Here is a 17834-nt window from a genome sequence, read left to right as displayed (position 1 = left end):
AAATGTAACGGGGTTTGTCAAGCCAAGTAAGTTACATTGCGTTATTTAACCGTTAAACGAGCGGCTATGGGCGGGTTTCGTGGGGTATTCAATTTTAATTGTATAACTTCTCCATGGATTCAACGGCAAAGAATTAACAGGTAATAATTATGAAACAAAAGATAATCGATTCGATCCTTTTATCCTGTTTGATAGCTTTACTGATAGCCTGCCAGCCCAAGAAGGAAGAACCCGCGGCGGAACCTGCCCTTGATAAGGAGCAAATAAAAAAGGAGATCCAAGCCAAGGAAAATCAATTTGCGGAATTGTATAATGCCGGGGAAGTGCGGAACATTGGTTACTATGCGGACGATGCAACATCCTTTTCACAAAACAAACCCCCTTTAGTGGGCAAGACGGCCATTGTAGAATTTTTGAAAGCGGGCATAGACGCTTCTTCCAGGGGCAATAAGATTTCATTTGTTACCAATGAAGTTTTTGTCTCTGCAGATGGGAATCAGGTTGTTGAAATTGGTTATTACAAATTGACGGACTCCACGAGTGTTGCTATCAACACGGGAAACTATATGGTCTTATTTGAAAAAAGAAAGGGAGAATACGTCGTCGTAAGAGACATGAGCGCTTCGGATATGCCACTTGATTAAGATCTGCTTTTTTTGAATCCGGCTCAAAAACATTTCCCCTATTGACAGCCCGTCAAATCGCTGTTCAAATAAAACCGATTCGTTAGCGCCTTCTACCCCCGCCTCCTCGGGAACCACCACCACCGAAGCCACCGCCTCTGGAACCACCACCACTAAAACCCCCGCCTCCCCTGGAACCACCGCTATAGCGAGATGCTCCGTTTGAGCTGGACCGCGAGGGTTGAGAAGAAACGTTGGGGGACTCGCGTGTCGATGGAGACGCTCCACCCGACTGACGACCTGAAACGGACGACCTGTTTGACGGTTGGACCGCAGGGGATGGCCGCGTCGATGCCCGGTTTGATGGACGTGTTGAAGCACCGGCAGCAGGACGTGTTGATGCCGTGTTACGGTTGTTATAGTTGCCGTTCGCCTTGTTGTGGTTGACGGTATTCGACCGGTTCCTTGAATTGTTATTGTAGTTGTTGAAATTGTTGGTGTTGTGAATGACGGTGGTGTTGCCATGATAGCCATACCCTCCGTGGTAATAAGAGTGATTGCCGATATAGATGCCCATGGCCATCACGGTAAATGCCGCGAAATAAGGCGGATAGTATCCGTAGTGATAGGGTGGATAGTACGGAACATAAGCAGGAGAATAAACATACTGCACGATCGGCGCAGATTCTACCACGACCACGGTAGATTTTGCAGGGGCGCTCACAACAACCGTGTCTGGGCCCGTGTAGCCCGGATTGGCGGTGACGGCGGGTGTCTTGGATTCTTTCAGGTCGACAATATAGTTTTTGCCATAGAGGTCCTCATCGCCGACAATCTGCAGGGTTACTTTCTTGTTCTTGTCTTTCGATACCAGGATCACGGCGACATCTTGTGTTTCCTCTTTACTTACCGAAACCTGAAGAACGAAGGTGAAATCATCGCCGTCTTTTTTGGTCACGACCTTTATGAAATCAACTTTGTTGTCAAGATCCAGGTCCAGGTTATTGATTCCTGTTTTTTCAAGGTTTAAAGATTTCTCAAAATCTTCAATCGTCTTCGACTTTTGAAAAAGATCCAGGACAGCATAAAGATCCAGGTTGTCACCGGGCAGGCCTAATAGGGTCGAGTCTTTTTCGGTTTGAGCAAAGGCGGGTAGGCCGAATGAACTTAGGGTTGCTACCAGGCACGACAAAATGTATTTTCTCATAGTCAGTACAATAATGAATTTCTTATGTAAATTTTTTGACGGGCAAAACGCTCACAGGTTTCCCCTATGAAATGTTTCTTGCCACGCGTTTCATTTGGACGATCTTGGCGATAAGATAAATAATGACCATCCAAACCCCTGCAATACATCCGTAGGCCATTACCATGAGCCAAATCGGTGCCTTGTTTCCGGTCGCATATAGCGATCGCTCTTGAAAGTTGTTTGCAACCTTGGGAGGTACTCCCCAGGGCACTTCCATCCGGGTTTCCAGCGTGCCTACTTCATCATGGTCATCTACCAAAGCCGCCACTTCAAGGTTTCCAAGGGCATCACCCGGAAGATCCGCTCTGTTAAATTCGCCTTGAGCGGTCCCCGTTGAGTCGGTGGTGTAGGATTCTTCTTCGCCTATCTTGAGGTAGCCTCCTAATCTTTTCACTGCAAGCCGGACATCCACGCCGGCGATAGGCACCCGCAAGTCTTTTTCGTATTTGAAAAGACGGGCCTTTACAATCCTGGTGCCGTCTTCATTTGCTGTATCGAGTTCCAGCCGGGACTTATTCATTGAAAGTTCCTCATGCGCGGCATTGAAATTCGCGGACGAATCGGTATGCGCAAAAAATGTTGGATTTGATTTCTCCTTCCATCGGGCTGCTAATGTAGCGGGTAGCCCAAGGGAAGCTATTCCCTTTTCATTGGTAACCACCTTGCCCATGAGCGATTCAGCATCGGAGTCGTTGTTCAGGTAAATCGTCACGGGTACGTTGGCCTGGGACAGGAAGGCTCTGCCTACTTTATTTTTTGTTTGCACCTCAAGGTAGGGCACTTGGTTGTTGATCACATAGAATCGGAGATAGATCAACGACTCGCGCGTTTCTTTTTTTTCGGGATTCTCCTGGGCTATCAGGAGAGGGCCGTGACAGCAAATCAATATGCACAAATTTCGAAACTGTCTAAGGGCTTTCATGGTTCTCGCTTCTTTCGGTTACCGTTTCGTGAATGGGGATGATCGGGAACAGTCTTGCAAAAAAAGTGATGATCAACAGGGTGCCGGCAAGCGATCCCATCGTTATGGCCCATTCTTCCCAGGAGGGAAAGTAATGGCGATACGAGTCAGGAACATCCGTAATGGGAAGAAAGGGATGAAGGAGGGTTGGCGTTACGATAAGGTAGCGCTTGAACCAGGCTCCGACAACGACCATTGTTCCGGCCAAAAAAGCGGCGAAAGGTTGCCTGCCTTTTCGGAACAGCAGGATGATCAGCGGAAAAATCATTCCCACCAGGATCGCAAACCAAAAAAGCAGCGCATACTTTCCCGCGAACAACTCATGGAGGTGAGTTTCCTCCGGCTTCTTCATTTTAAATGCCGGCACGAGATATTCGTTGACATTAAAATACAAATAAAGGAAGGCCAGCATGACCACGATCTTTCCCATTTTGTCAAAGAGATCCGCAGTGATATACTGCTCGAGTCGATAGTATCTCCGGAAAAGATACATCGCCACCAACACAGCCCCACCGCCCACCAGGAATGCGCCCGATATGAAGTATGCCCCGAAGTTTGTGCTGTCCCACCCCGGCCGGAACGTAGTGGCAAAAAGCCAGGAAGTAACGGTATGGATCGTGAACGCCACGGGGATGATGGTAACACAAAGAATATAGATCGAGCGGTTGCAGATGTTGAGCTGCTCCTGGGTTCCTTTCCAGAACGATCCCAAAAACCGGTAGAGCCAGTTCTGGAAACCTGAATTTTTTTTCTGATGGCTGTTGAGGATCTGCAGGTCTGGGAGGAGCGGCAGGTACAATAAAAGCAGGCTGACGACAAAATAAGTTGAGATCACCACGACGTCCCAAATAATAGGAGACTGGATGCGCATGTGTAAGAAGATATTCATGAACCTTTCTGGTCGCCCCATATCCACGATAATGATGATGGAAGCAAACACAATGGCTGAAACCGCTATAATTTCTGCAATCCTCGTTAGGGGTGTGCTCCACTTGGCATTTGAGAGCCTCAGGACTGCGGTGATCAGCGATCCGACAAGACTGATGGCAACAAAAAATACAAAGTTGGAAATGTAAATGCCCCAGGATACGTAGTCTCTCATGGCCGTTACTTCCAGGCCATAACGAAGTTGCCGGTAATATCCATAAACCCCGATCGCGCAGATGACCAGTAATACGAATGTCCAGACCCGACCGGCATTTCCGAATTTCGTAGGGTAAAGATCGGCAATGATTTTGTCAGAAGTAGAGGGGAATAATGGCGTCATGGTGGTCGGGTATTCAAGTCAGCCCTGGTTGTGCTTTATTTTCGTTGGCCGGTTCAAAGGGGAAATTCCGGTTCACAGGAGGCAGATAGTATACACTGGGTTTGGTCCCCAGGTCCTCCATGAGCCGATAGCCAGCCTTGTCTCGCACCAACTCGCTAAACCGAAATGTTTCCGCTCCGTTGGTGACGCTGTCTTCATTCATGTCGCCAAAGAAAAAGACACCGTTGGGACAAGCGGACACGCAATGTGGTAGTTCGCCCTTTCTCGCCATATCGGGACAGAAGTCACATTTTCCAACCGTTCCAATTTTTTGGGGTGTGCTCGACTCACAGGAATACGGCTGACTGGCCAGGGGTTCAGGAACCTGGGGATCCCCCCAATTGAAAACACGTGTTGAATAAGGGCACGCGGCCATACAAAAACGACAGCCGATACAGCGGTCGCTATCGATCAATACAATTCCGTCCTGTCGTTTAAAGGTGGCATCTACCGGGCAAACTTTTACGCACGGCGGGTTGTCGCAGTGCATACAGGTGGTGGGTTGCCAGTAGGGGGCACTTTCTTCCGCATCCTGCATGGCGTCGATCTTGATCCAGTTGTGATCCGGATGAAGACTGTGCGCATGATTACAGGCTTCTTTGCACGCACCAACGTTCTTGCACCTGGACAAATCGATGACCATCACAAATTTCTTTCCCGCAATGCCCTGGCGTTCGACGTCGTTGCTGACTTTTGGAAGATCCGGGACAGGTTTCAGAAAGGCCCGGTCCACCTCGATCACTTCGCCATCTACGGAGAGTAATTTTACTTTCTCTCCGGTCGGTTGAATGTCCTGCGCTTCATGCGTGTGATTTTTCCCACAGGAACAATTTGCGCATCCAGCGGCGGCGGCCAGGCCGGTGGCGATAAAGTTTCTTCTACTGGTCACGGTGTCGTCCACGGTTCGTGTTTTTTGTTTCTGTGAATTATTTTTTGCGCTTGACCCAGGTGTGGATTTCTTCTGGTCTAATCTTTTGGCCCTTGCTGAGATAGCGAGGATCTACTTCTACCAATTGGCCGTCTTCGGTTAACATTTTGACGGGCTCATTTTTCTTTTCCACTTTTTTGATAAAGCGCCAGAGAACAAGCGCTGGCAGTATTCCTGCCACCCAATACAACCATCTTCTCCGGTTGTTTCCAGTGTTACCCTTTGCGAATTTCATGGCATCTAAAAATGAAAGCGATATCCTACAATAATTGAATGGTTTCCCGTGCGGTCGACTATTTCAATGTCCGTATGTAGTTGACCAGGCTCCAGAGCTCGTCCGCATCCGGAATCTTCTTTTTGAAACTGGGCATATCCGATCTTCCCTCACTGGTCTTGTAGAAGATAGAGCCGTCTGATTGCTTTTGGAAATCTGCCGTAGTAAAATCACCGACCGGAGTTTTCAACTGCGCAGCTTTATTTCCATCACCTTTTCCTTTTTTGCCGTGGCACGACTGGCAGTGGGTCACCCACAGCGATTTGCCCGTGTCCAGCGATTCGGCATCGGCTTTCACCGGGTTAGCCATTTTGGCAACTTTGTCGGGCGCTACCCATGGTTCTTGAACAATGGGCGTGGTAAATCCAAAAACTAAAACCACGCTGGGGAGCAGGTAACATAGATTGGGAAGTCTTAATTTCATAGTGGTAGATTTTTAGTGTCGTTTAAAAACTTCAATTCAACCGATTCTTGACCTGCTGCATGACAGCCCCGCAGGTGATCAGAAATTCCAAAGTCTTGTAATGTTGAATCCAATAAGATATTCTCCATTTTTATAGTCGTTGGTGTTATACATGTTGTTTTGTTGGGGCGACAGGAAGTAATAGTTTCCAAAAAAGATTTGGAAGGAGTGCGAGCTCGTGGTCACGTCCAAGCCGAATGAAAGGTTGGGATGAGGGTTCCCGGACTTGTGTTTCGTGATCGGCTGATCATAATTTGCCAATAGCGAGAGGGTTTCGGTCAGTTTATACCTTCCGGAGATGGCCACGGCAAAGTGATTGTGCTTTCTCTCGGGACTTACTTCGCCCGGCGCGCTATAATAGCCGTTCACTACGTTGGTGTGGGAGAGGCTGGGAGCAATTTGGGCTGAAAATTTCGGGCTGAACTTCCGGGCAATGATCAGTTGATTGAAATAAGATAGTCGATCCGAAAAATGGATGAAAAACTCTTCAGAGCGGGTATCGATGGCAGCGTTTCCGTAGTAGGTAATACTCACTGGCCAGCCCTCGCTCATTTGTTGAAAGATTGCGTATTTGGCATTGACATCCCATAACATTTTATATTTCGTCAAACCAAAGCCAACGTATAAACGGTCGATCGGACTATAGTTGAAGCCGAGACGGATGTTTGAAGACGCGAACAGACCAAAAAGATCTTCATAGCCGTTTTTAACAACTCCAAACCGGTGCAGGATGTCAAATTCAAAAGTTCCTTTAATGGGAACCATCACGCTTTGATTGTCGATGAGCCATATGCCCGCGAATGTATTTTTAACCGGCTTTGCTTTGGCTGGGGCGGTGGCGACGGAGTCCTGACTATAAACAGGCCTACCCAACAACATGATCAGCGCCAGCGATAGCGAAGCCAGGATTTTCATTTCTTGATTTTTGATCGAGGCATTCATACGTTGCATTTGGCTGTTCAAGCTTCGGGTTTAGTTATTGGGTGCTCCATTTCTGACCCAATCCAGGATCAACTGCGCATTGTTGGCGGGCAACGCACCGGTGGGAGGCATGGAGCCGGTCTGAACCACGATATAAAGCGTGCTGGAGTTTGGCACGGCCGTATTGATATAGCCACCGGAGACGATCGCGTTATAGGCTTTCTCCGGGACGAGCGAAGGCGCATGCGCGGGTCCTGCGTCGTGGCAACCCGAGCTATTGCAATGTGCGTTAAACAAGGGGATAAGATCGCCGCTGAAACTTACAAATTGGGGAGGGCCGTTGGGGTCTGATCCGGGACTGATGACATCGTTGTAACACCCGACGGAACACACCCCTACGAAGGCGATGATCATCAGGCTGGTAAATATTGTTCGACGCATCTTGTGTTTTTTAAAGTACTATTCTTGATGGTATTTGATGGGTGAATAAATTCGAGTGAACGGTTCAGTTAGTAACCCTGAATACGGCGTTACATTTCACATCGGCGTTGTCGCCAACATTGCTGGAAACGATCAGGAAATCCGTTTTGGCCAGGAATTGAAATTGAAGACTGAATCCATATACATTATTCGCACCCGACAGTGTTTTGCCATCAAAATTCATTTTGCAGGTCACTTCTTTTGTAACACCGTGGAAAACTAGATCTGCCGTGACGTTGTAGCCTTTGTCGGTGGTGCTCAACTCCACTTTCTTGCTGGTGATGATCGCGAGGTTTTCATCTTCGGTGGTCAGGGTGCCGTCTGTTCCGTAGGTGTCCAACAAACATCCCTCATCACGCCCGGGCTCACTGGTGTTCACTGAGTTCAACCATACCCAGGCTGAAAAATTGATTCCCGCTGCATTGGATTCGTCAAAATTAAAAATGTAGAAACCAAAATTGTCGAAACGACCTGTCAACAACGAAGTGGCGCCGAGATAGGAAGATGCCCACTGCACATTGGAATGTGCCTTGTCGAATGAGGTATTGGTACTTTCAAGCGAAACTTTTTCTTCGCCGCGTTCGATGTTGGGGCCCTGGCTGGATAACACCTCGTCGTCGTGGGTACACCCGGCAATGTAGCCACAGTAGCCAGCCACCATTAAAATGACTGTCAGAAGGTTCCGTCTAAATGAACTCATAAGTTTTTTTTGAAGTGCTGATTTTTTTTGCATTGCATTTTTATCAAAAAGACTGGAGACAATGATGTATAGTCTTCGTATTGCATTCGACTAACCTGTCAAAACATTCACCATACTATTCCTCACAGTGTGAGTTCGCTCGATGCGACATTCAACTTAAATCGAATTCGATAAATAACTTTTCAGTGGGCTTCTGCCTTAATGCGGGTTTTGTGGGAAGCCGGAAAATGGGAGTCTGTGTAACGACCGATAAATGTATATTTTTTTTTAAGGTGGCTCTAAACCGCGGTGTCGTTTAACGGTTACATTTCCATGTGTTTTACGGTTAAATCAATGACTGACGAAAATTAAGGCATGATAATTCTATACATTTAATTTATTCAAAAATTTTACGGCGCTCCTTTGAGTGATTTTATCGGAACGCTAACAAAGTGCGTTTGCTGATTCTCCTTATTAAGCAGTAAGTGATCATGATGAACGTCAGTGCATCCGGCAAACCAGTAAGTCTTATCAGGAAGCGGACTTATTTCCTGGGCATTATTTTATCAGCCATGATCTTTTCCCTCCCGGCACAAGTCCCCGTAACGACGAACAAACACTTTGCCATTGGAAGTTATGGTAGAGTAGGTATCGCCCGAGGGGATCAAATTCAGTATCCGCGGCCACTCAATCTGAATGGGATGGGGTCTATTGGCGGGCGTATGGAGGAAATAGATTACTTTGAATTAGCCACGGCACTTCGGTTTGCCCCCGTAAGCGGAACTTCCGATACGACCAACATCACCATACAAGCGCGCTTTGCTTTTTACACGACACAAGGCCAAATCATCGGCAACGTTACGAGCAAATCCTACGGCGGCATCACGACGGCTCTGCCCGAACTTTTTGCCGAAGCCAAAAACATTCGGGGAAGTCCCTGGAGTGTTTGGATAGGGGCGCGTTTTTTTCGTGGCGACGACATTCATATCATCGATCATTTTTATTTTGATGATCATAGTTCGCAAGGGTTTGGGGTGCAGTATAAGCATACACAGTTTTCTATTATGTTCCCGGGCGCCGTGGATACCACCTCGACATTGCCTCCTTACTTTTATCTGAACATCGTCAACGGCACACCCGTGCTGGGACTGCGCAATCGATCGGTGTATATTTTGGAACAGATCCTTCCCGTGAAAAACGGTTATCTCAAGTTTTTAGCAGAGTATCACCGGCTGGCTGCGGGCACTGCATCGGACACCGCTACGAACTTTAACTATCCCGCTGATCACGGATATGTGTTAGGGGGTAAATACAAACAAAATCTATCGACGCGTTTGCCGGGTTCCTTTTATGATGTAAGTATCCGTTTCGGCACCGGCATAGCCAATGGTGGCGACGGCGGAGGAAGTAAAACTTTCCTTACCTACGGTGGACCTAACCTGGAGACACAGCGTTTTAAAAAAGCATGGTCGATCGCCATCACCCAAAGTATTTTGTGGAACGTCAGCACCCGGTATTCTGTAAATGCCTATTGTATTTTCACAAAGAGTAAAGGCGCCAGCGATAGCCTTAATACAACATCGGATTACCGCGGGAGACCCGTGTTTAATCGAAAAACTGATTTCGCTATAGGGGCCCGCGGTACCTGGTACGTGAAAGACTGGTTCCACTTACTACACGAACTGGACTTCTCCTCCAGAAAGGATGGGACACAGGATCCGGCGCAGATGGTCAAATTTAGTATCGCGCCTACGCTCGTTCCGAATGGTAAACGCGATGTCTGGAGCCGCCCTCATTTCAGACTTGTTTACAGCCTGGCGCGTTACAATCAATTTGCGACCGATCATCTGTACTCGCCCTATCTGGCACAAGCCGGCAGCAAACGGTGGGGACACTATTTCGGTGTGAAAACGGAGTGGTGGCTATGGTAAATCCGTCAGATAATGTCCTTACTCCAAACCACCGTATCCCCATCTTAAGGTATGACCCAAAAGGGTTATTGATTAGTAGCCATATCGTTGTCTCCTTTGTAGAGAACCAAAGCAAAGAGACACATGAAAAAAGAATGGCCAAAAACATTGACATCGCTTTTCGCGATTTTCAGTCTCATGCTTTTGTTGGGATGCGATAAAAGCACGGCGCCGTCGCCCGTTGGAGTGAATACGCAGTGTGTCATTCAAAATGAAACCACGGGGTTATCCGGTAATGCGGCTTCCTGGAAATATGCATACGATGGCCAAGGCATGCCCTTGAAGATCACAAAATATGGATCAAACGACATAGAAGTATCCGGCATCACCGTGTATCATGATAGTGTTGTTAATGCCATGGGTGCCGCAAAAATGGTTACGCGCTATGATGTCGATCTTTCTTCGAAAAAGCTCCCCACGGTGGCACACATTTCTATCACAACCCCGGACGGCATGGTGCAGGCTAACTACAAACAGTATTTTTTCTTTTATGACGATAAATCCCGGCTAACGAAAATAAGTGAGAAAACAGTTTTTGCAGGTGATGGTGAATGGGATTTAACGATTTCTTACAACGACAAAAATAATGTCACGGAATTGCTGTATGAATGGGTTACGGGTCCGATAACCGGAGCCACGCGCATCACCGCTACGGCCTATGACGACAAGCCAACCCCATACGCGTCGATGGCCACGTGGAAATTTTTGATGAGTAATTATGCCTGGGATAATTACGACCCCGAGCCTGTGCTGACGGCATTGAGCAGCAATAATCCGCTCGACTACTCCTTTGGTACGGGCGATAACTTATTTACCCGGACCATGACCTACACCTACAATGAGCAGGGCTTCCCTTTGGCGCGCATCAATACCAACAAGAATAAAAATGGGGAGTATACTTTCAATCAGACTTTTTCCTATACCTGTCAGTAGCACGTTCCGGAATGGGGCAAGTTCTTCTTCAGGCGATCCCCACAGACTTGTAATAAATATCGCTTATGCCTCTATCGTTTCCCGTCGAGATCATTTTTGAGTGGGCGCTGCAAATGTGCAACACGGAATCAACGGCATCCTGGGTGAATCCACTTTGAGGATAGGCGCAGAATAAACAGAACGCTTGGGATTCACAGAATTGGTTCCACAATTGTTCGAGCCTAACGGTGGCGCCAACCTGTTCGCGGGCCCAAAGTACGGCCACCATTTCTCCGAACGCCCTGACCCGGCGATTATCTTTCTTCGCCTTGGCGATCAGGCTGGAGACCAGATCCAGGAAAAGTGTTGCATCGGGCCAGTCATTCACCATAAACTTCGACAGCGCCGCTTCTGCGTCTAACGATAGATACAAGTTCCGGGCACTGAGGTCGTCGAGACTGAAGCCGGATTGATACAATTTTTCATTCAAAGATTCCAAATGCGGTTTTGTCGCAATGACGATGACACAGTCCTTGGATTTTATGCCATCGGTGACAAAAGCAAAAAGTGTATTTAAAAACGTTTCGTCATTGTCATAAATTTGCACGACATGATCATACGGAGCAATTTCTGCCCAGAACACATTGCCAGGTGATTTTGTCCAATCGTTGTGAGTCTTGAGTGTTTTCATAGGGGTTAGTTATTGTTTATTAGGTGAACGCGATGGTATTTAAGCGGGTAGATAAATGTGAAATGTTGCGCCGTTGCCCAATTCGCCCTGGGCGGTCATTTTTCCACCATGACGCTCGACAACTTTTTTGCAGATGGCGAGACCGATCCCTGTGCCTTCGACATCGCGCTGGCCGTGGAGCCGGTTAAATATTTCGAAGATCTTTTCGGCGTACTGCGGCTCGAACCCGATCCCGTTATCCGACACAGCGATGTGGTGGAAATTTTGAACACCTTGCATCCCTGGAACAAAGTTGGCAGTTGTCAGTTCATATTGAAAGAGAATAGACGGAGGGCAGTCGGGTTTTGAGAACTTCAACGCATTGCTGATGAGATTTAAGAACAATTGGTGAAACTGGAACGGAACAACCGGGAGGGTTGGGAGTCCCTTGTTCTCGATGACCGCTCGCGTTTCTTCAATTTTTACTTCAAACTCGCGGATGCCCTCTTTGAGAATTTCGTTGAGATCCGTCATTTCAACTTTATGATCGGCCTGGTTGGTTTTTGAATAGGAGAGAATGTCCTGGATCAGATCGCGCATCCGGTTTGCCGAGGCTTGAACCCGGCGTATAAAATCCATTCCTTGCTGGGAAATTTTCTCGGCTTCGGACTGAACGAACCGGTTGGTGAACGTTTGAATTTTACGCAGCGGCTCCTGCAAATCGTGGCTGGCCACGTGGGCGAAGGATGACAATTCGCCGTTTATTTTTTCCAGTTCGAGATTCTTGGTTTTAAGCTTTTGCTCGGCGTTTTCCAGTTCAAGATTTTTCTTTCGCAGATCGGCCGTACGATCCAGGACCATTCGCTCCAGGGAAGTTTTTATTTGCTCCTGCGTGGTGACATCTTGAATGATCCCGGTGTATCCAATGAAGGTGTGGTTCGCGTCGAACCGGGGAAGGGAATTGGCATACCCCACAACATAGCCGCCTTTGTCGTTTCGCACGCGGAATTTAGCCTCAAAGACCTTCCTCTCTGAGATGGACTTCGCCCACGCAATTTCGATATTCTGGCGGTCCTCAGGATGGATGACATCCAACCACAAATTGCCCAAACCATCCTCGACGTTTTCTCCCGTCAATTCTTTCCATTTGGTATTCAGGAAGGTGCAGAGGCCATGTTCATTGGTGGTCCAGATGATCAACGGCACCAGGTTCGCCATCGTCTTAAAGCGAACTTCGCTTTCCTGGGTGGCGAGTGCGGCGAGCTTTTGTGCCGTGATGTCGATGGTGAAGCAGCGGGTATGAACAAACCGTGACCCTTCCCAGAGCACGCTTGAGTTGATGGCCACATACCGCGTCGAGCCATCTTTGCATATCAGTTCTGCCTCAAAGTGCGAAAGTACTTCCCGGTTGTTCAGGCGCCGGATGATCTCCTGGATCGCCTCTTGATTTTTATGAAACTTTGAAACATGCTGCCCCACATATTCATGCTCTTCGTAGCCCAGCATCTTCAGCTCAGCGGGGTTGGCCCGGATAATGATGCCGTCGGCGTTCACCCAATGCAAACCGATATTTGCATTTTCGAAGTAGTCATGGAGATCGCGTTGGACATTCATCTTTTCGGTGACGTCGGTCCCGTGAAAAATAAATCCCTTCACGTGGTGGCGTGAGTCGAACTCAGGTGTCAACATCACATCGAGATACCGATGGGCGCCCGCGTGAAAAAACGAGATGTTAAAACTGGCGTCCCTTCCGAAGAGCACTTTGCCTAAATGCTTTTGAACTTGATCAAAGACTTCTTTTCCAACGGTGGTATTGAAGAAGGCGCCGGAAGTTTTATCCGGCCGCGAGAACCACTGGCCAAAGGGTTTGTTAGCGTATTCCAGCAGCAGGTTACAGTCAACGCGGGCAATCAATGCCGGAATAGAATCCATGAGATTTTGCAAGGCGTCGGTTTCGCCGGCATGCAAATCGGTATAGGCTCTTATTTCCGTACTCATAGCGGGGATTCGATCCGGGAATTTTCAATATGGACCTATACGGAAAGGCCCGGATCATTGAACAACCCAGGCTATCCTCAAAATCATACCAAGAAAATGATGTTAGGGCTCCTGGAAGAGACAAGCCCTTTGGAGATAAGCAAAGCGGGCCGAAGTCATCGCACCATGACGCATTGTTCGGAATGGTGCTTAGTAACCTTTCGGCGGCAACGTGATGTGTTTTCGAGACGGACGCAACTGTATCAATACTGTAGAATTAATTCTACAGCTGTCTTTTAAATTACCCGTGACGTAAAACCCGCTGCATAGGGTGGAGGTACAAAACTCATTCGCTTCTCAACGTCTCCACCGGGTTGGTTTTGGCTGCTTTCATGATCGTTGAACTGGTGGTGAAGAAGCCCACCAAGAAGATGAACACGGCACAACCGGCAATCGGAACGAGGCCCACGGGAACATGATACGCATAAAGGGTGCCCAACAAGGCGTTGGTGGCGTAGTAGCCACCCACCGAACCCAGCACCACGGCAACCGAGAGCACAACGACAAACTCGCGATTCAATAATCCGACCACGTTGCTCACCGATGCGCCAAGCGATTTGCGGATGCCGATCTCCTTGGTGCGTTTGGCTACGTTTAACGACGCCAACGCGAAGATGCCTGATGCCGAGAGCAGGCCACCCAGTATGGTCAGAAAAATAAAGATCTTCTCCAGGTTCTTATTCAAGTCGCGACTGTTCCCCAGCACCACGTCTTCCTGCAACTGACTTTCGAATGGACGGGTCGGGAAGAGTTCTTTCCACGTTGCTTCCAGGGATTTTTGCGTAGCCAACAAATCGGCGTGTTCCGTCTTCACCACCATGGTGATGTATTGCTCTTTGCCCGCTGCATAGAATACAAAGGGTTCGGCCGTTTTGGCACGATAGAGATTGTCGATGTGGTTTTCGATGACGCCGACAATGAAGCATTTGCCATTGTGCAGGAAGATGACCTGGTCGATGGGATCTTTCATGCCGGTGCGCTCTACAAAGGCGCGATTCACGATCACACCTTCCTTCACGTCGCTGGCGTTTTCAAGGTTCAGGTTGCGGCCTTGTACAATGTTAAGGCCCATGGTTTCAAAATAGTTTTTGCCGACGCCCATGGCTTGCACATCATATTGTGCGGTGTCGATGCGAATGGGTGTGGCGTAAGGGTTACGCCCGATCGTGCCGTCAGCAACCCCCACGCTGAGTACTTTAGGATTTGATACCAGCGCTTTTTCCATGGCTTCAAAATCGCGTTCACCCTGCAAGCTCACGGCAATGATCTGGTCTTTGTCATAACCAAAGCGGATGCTCTCCTGGTACTTTGTGTTCTGGATGAAGATGACGCCGGCGATGAGCACGACGACCGATAGCGCGAACTGCGCGGCCACCAGCGAGCGCGTGAGCGCATTGGTGCCTTTGATTTTCGCGGTGCCCTTCAGCAGCGTCGTGGGCTTGAAATTGCTGCTGAGCAATGCCGGATAGATGCCCGCCACCGTGGCAGTGGCAAACACGAGCACGAGCAACATGATGAACAGGTTTGTGCCGCCGAGGTCGCCAAGGCCATAGGGTATTTGCCACATGGCGGTAAAAGCAGGCAAGATCAGTTGGGCCATCATGAGACCCACGGCCAGGGAGAGAAGAATGGTGAGCAATGTCTCTAACAAGAATTGGAAGATGATCTGCTTTCGCGCCGCGCCGATGGTTTTGCGCACACCCACTTCCTTGAGCCGCCTGGCGGTCATGGCAATGGAGGTGTTGGTGAGGTTGAAACAGGCAATGAGCAGGATGAGCAATGCCATGCTCGAGAAAATAATGAGCGGCGCCCGCGGGATGGGTAACCTGGCCCAACCGTAGCGGACTTCATCTCCCGTAAACTTCTTCTTGAAAGGCTCCAGCGTGTAGGATGTCACCACCACGTCGGTGCGCACTTCGTTGCGATGGGGAATATATTTCTTGAATTGGGCAGCAATGCGGGTTGCATTTTCAGGGGCGGACAGCTCGAGGAACGTGGCAGGGTTGCGCCAATCGCTCCAGTCGTCGAGGTTGAGCTTGTTGTAGTCGATATAGACTTCGAAGCGCATGAGCATCGCGAAACCGAGCGTGTTGTTTTCGGGGATCTTCTTTAGTACACCGCCCACGATCGCGTCCATTTCATAATTGTTCACAAAGTTGAGCGTGACGGTTTTTCCCACGGGATCTTCATCGCCAAAGTATTTCTTGGCAAGCTCTTCGGTGAGGAAGATGCTGTTCTTTTCTTTGAACGACTTGGTGTTGCCCGCGATGAGCGGAAAATCGAAGAGATCGAAGAAGGTGCTGTCGGCAAACGAGAGGCTTTCGTTGAACGCCTTGTCGCCATAGCGCATGGAACCGTTACCGTGAATGAAACGCGTGTAGCGCTCAATGCCTGCGATCTCACCCGACGCCACCGGCGCCAGCATGATGGGCGCCTGAAAATCGATGGGCGTGCTGCCATCCTTTTCCAACATATGCGTGTGTATCTTGAAAATGTGCGAGACCTTGGCGTCGTCGTGAAAATTGTCGAACTCGACATTGAAGGCCACAAACAGGTAGGCCGCCAGACAACAGGCCAGCGACACACCCAGACCCAGGGCGTTGATGATCACGTAACTTTTGTTTTTGAGAAGGCTTCGGACGGCCACAAGCAGGTAGTTCTTTAGCATGGTTCCGGGTGGTTAGAGCGGTGGAGTGCTCAGTCAGTAGACAACAACTATACCACAGCGAATCTCGGCATTTGTTGTAAAATTGACACTTCTTGGTCCGTGGCGTTGATCGGAAATGAAATAGACCCCTTCGAAATCGGACAACGTACCCCCGGGATAAGGCTCTCATGTCCCGGATGGCAGATATAAATTAGTCAGAAAGCTTCCGGTTAATTTCCCGGACCACGCCATCCAACTCGTGGGCGCAATCCAGCAGGTGGCCATTATACGTCTGGATCTCCGCCGGCGAGGTCTCTCCGGACATGAGCGTGCAGAGTCCAAGGATGCGCGCCAGCGGACCGCGTACGTTGTGGGCGTTGAAGTAGGCGTACTCAATGAGCTTTTCGTTTTGTAGTTTTATTTCGGCCACGCGCGCGGAGACCTCCATTTCAAGCGATTCGTTCATCCGGCTCACCTCTGCAGCGGCCTGGGTGAGTTCTTCGGTCTGTGCTAAGATCTCTTCGTGCTTTTCGTAGATCTCATCGTTCAGGCGTTTCATTTCCACCAGCGATTTTTTCTTGTCGCGGTAGAGTCTGAAAACAATGATGACCAACACCGTGATCGCCACCAGCAGTATGCTGCCGATCGTTATCGCAAAGGTCAATGCCTTTATCTTTTGCTCGCGCATGGCCAGCAACTGATCTTTTTTTTCCGATTGATAGAGATGCTCCAGCGCAGCGATTTGTTTGGATTTCTCCGCATTAAAAACTTCACCACGCAGCGTGCTGTATTGGTCGTTATAGTACCATGCCGAGTCATATTCCTCAAACTTGCGAAACGTGTCGCTCAGTTTTTTCCGGGCGTTGATGCCGGCGTTTGCATCGTTCAGGGAATCGGCCATATGCTGGGCTTTGTGCAGATAGGACGTGGCATGTTCCAAATCACCCAGATTCGAGTAGATCACGCCGATCGTTTGAAAGAGCTCGATGGAAGAGAAGAAGTCGCGATATTTTGGTAACGACCGCTCAATGACCAAACCGATCTCCAACGCCTGATTGTATTTTCCTTGCGCGTTCAGGGCCGTGATCCGTTTTGCCTCCATCCACAATTTATAGTCTCTCAATCCAGCGCCGATACTGGTGTCCCGGGCCTTGGTAAACATCTGCAGGGCCTGGTCATAGTCCTGTTTATTCATGTAGATCTCACCCAGCGAGGCGTAGGTATTGGCAACCGCTTTCGGGTCATCGATCTTTTTCAATAAGGCTAATGATTTTTTCGAATAGTCGATGGCGCGATCATAATCTTCCTGATAGATCAGCACCCTGGACATATTGTTATAGACATGCGCGACGCCCTTGGTATCGTTCAGCTCCTCGCGGATCTTCACCGCTTTGATGAAGTAGTCCATTCCCTCCGTGTGCCGGCCTTGGATGGACGCGCTGATGCCCAGGTTATTGAAACTCGCTGCCGTCCCCTTTTTATAGCCATTGTTCTGCGCCAGGGCCAGCGCCTCCCGGGCCAACTCTTCCGACCGGCTGAGGGAATACTGTGTGTAGGCGTGCGACAAGTTGTTCAAGATATCAATCTTTTCCTCGACAGATTTTGCCAGCGGGAGTCGTTGTTGGAGGGAGTCAATCAGTACTTGTGCGTTTAGTCTGAATACCAGAACGATCAGAACGAAGGTGAGCAGTCGTTTCATAAAGAGGGGCGAAGA

At 48.9% G+C, this 17834-nt stretch carries 16 protein-coding genes; 3 read left to right on the top strand and 13 right to left on the bottom strand.

Features of this window, described 5'->3' with window-relative positions; genetic code table 11:
- Positions 1 to 149: 149 nt before the first annotated feature.
- Positions 150 to 644: a YybH family protein gene (locus tag D4L85_RS33250; RefSeq protein ID WP_119758406.1), complete on the top strand. Its 495-nt coding sequence runs from the start codon at positions 150 to 152 to the stop codon at positions 642 to 644.
- 82 nt (positions 645 to 726) lie between these two features.
- Here D4L85_RS33250 and D4L85_RS33245 read toward each other — a convergent pair whose 3' ends face one another.
- From D4L85_RS33245 to D4L85_RS33205, 9 genes are all read right to left on the bottom strand, one after another.
- The gene (locus D4L85_RS33245) at positions 727 to 1830 is read right to left on the bottom strand and encodes a hypothetical protein (protein WP_119758405.1); all 1104 of its coding nucleotides are present in this window, start codon (positions 1828 to 1830) and stop codon (positions 727 to 729) included.
- A 64-nt stretch (positions 1831 to 1894) separates the two neighbouring features.
- A complete protein-coding gene (locus tag D4L85_RS33240) occupies positions 1895 to 2668 on the bottom strand; it encodes a hypothetical protein (protein ID WP_160144170.1) in 774 nt (257 codons plus the stop codon).
- Positions 2669 to 2780: 112 nt separating this feature from the next.
- Positions 2781 to 4100, bottom strand: coding sequence for an NrfD/PsrC family molybdoenzyme membrane anchor subunit (nrfD, locus tag D4L85_RS33235; RefSeq protein WP_119758403.1), 1320 nt, complete (start codon positions 4098 to 4100; stop codon positions 2781 to 2783).
- Positions 4101 to 4113: 13 nt separating this feature from the next.
- Positions 4114 to 5040, bottom strand: a complete 927-nt coding sequence (locus tag D4L85_RS33230) for a 4Fe-4S dicluster domain-containing protein (RefSeq protein WP_119758402.1) — start codon at positions 5038 to 5040, stop codon at positions 4114 to 4116.
- A gap of 25 nt (positions 5041 to 5065) precedes the next feature.
- Positions 5066 to 5302 (bottom strand): hypothetical protein, encoded by a 237-nt coding sequence (locus D4L85_RS33225; protein ID WP_119758401.1) that lies wholly within the window; start codon positions 5300 to 5302, stop codon positions 5066 to 5068.
- 58 nt (positions 5303 to 5360) lie between these two features.
- Entirely contained in the window at positions 5361 to 5765 is a 405-nt protein-coding gene (locus tag D4L85_RS33220) for a c-type cytochrome (protein ID WP_119758400.1), read from the bottom strand.
- 78 nt (positions 5766 to 5843) lie between these two features.
- Entirely contained in the window at positions 5844 to 6719 is an 876-nt protein-coding gene (locus D4L85_RS33215; RefSeq protein WP_160144169.1) for a DUF5777 family beta-barrel protein, read from the bottom strand.
- 57 nt (positions 6720 to 6776) lie between these two features.
- Positions 6777 to 7166 carry a hypothetical protein gene (locus D4L85_RS33210; RefSeq protein WP_160144168.1) on the bottom strand — a complete coding sequence of 130 codons (390 nt, stop codon included), beginning with the start codon at positions 7164 to 7166 and terminating at the stop codon, positions 6777 to 6779.
- A gap of 64 nt (positions 7167 to 7230) precedes the next feature.
- Complete coding sequence (locus tag D4L85_RS33205; protein WP_160144167.1) at positions 7231 to 7905, bottom strand: YceI family protein; 675 nt, start codon at positions 7903 to 7905, stop codon at positions 7231 to 7233.
- 470 nt (positions 7906 to 8375) lie between these two features.
- Here D4L85_RS33205 and D4L85_RS33200 point away from each other — a divergent pair, with 470 nt between their 5' ends.
- Both D4L85_RS33200 and D4L85_RS33195 read left to right on the top strand, forming a co-directional pair.
- A complete protein-coding gene (locus D4L85_RS33200; protein WP_228450714.1) occupies positions 8376 to 9815 on the top strand; it encodes a carbohydrate porin in 1440 nt (479 codons plus the stop codon).
- A 123-nt stretch (positions 9816 to 9938) separates the two neighbouring features.
- On the top strand, positions 9939 to 10787 hold the full coding sequence (locus D4L85_RS33195; RefSeq protein ID WP_119758395.1) for a hypothetical protein: 849 nt from the start codon (positions 9939 to 9941) through the stop codon (positions 10785 to 10787).
- A gap of 28 nt (positions 10788 to 10815) precedes the next feature.
- Here the strand turns inward: D4L85_RS33195 and D4L85_RS33190 are convergent, their stop codons facing one another.
- The 4 genes from D4L85_RS33190 to D4L85_RS33170 all read right to left on the bottom strand — a co-directional run bounded on the left by D4L85_RS33190 (position 10816) and on the right by D4L85_RS33170 (position 17819).
- On the bottom strand, positions 10816 to 11457 hold the full coding sequence (locus tag D4L85_RS33190) for an MEDS domain-containing protein (protein WP_119758394.1): 642 nt from the start codon (positions 11455 to 11457) through the stop codon (positions 10816 to 10818).
- Positions 11458 to 11496: 39 nt separating this feature from the next.
- Positions 11497 to 13434 carry a PAS domain S-box protein gene (locus D4L85_RS33185; protein ID WP_119758393.1) on the bottom strand — a complete coding sequence of 646 codons (1938 nt, stop codon included), beginning with the start codon at positions 13432 to 13434 and terminating at the stop codon, positions 11497 to 11499.
- Between the two features lie 325 nt (positions 13435 to 13759).
- A complete protein-coding gene (locus D4L85_RS33175) occupies positions 13760 to 16141 on the bottom strand; it encodes an ABC transporter permease (protein ID WP_119758391.1) in 2382 nt (793 codons plus the stop codon).
- A 190-nt stretch (positions 16142 to 16331) separates the two neighbouring features.
- Complete coding sequence (locus D4L85_RS33170) at positions 16332 to 17819, bottom strand: tetratricopeptide repeat protein (protein WP_119758390.1); 1488 nt, start codon at positions 17817 to 17819, stop codon at positions 16332 to 16334.
- Positions 17820 to 17834 lie beyond the last annotated feature (15 nt).

This window comes from Chryseolinea soli, from assembly GCF_003589925.1.
Lineage (GTDB): Bacteria > Bacteroidota > Bacteroidia > Cytophagales > Cyclobacteriaceae > Chryseolinea > Chryseolinea soli.
Note: the sequence above shows the minus strand (reverse complement) of the source record. Positions and strands in the feature narration are given on the sequence as shown.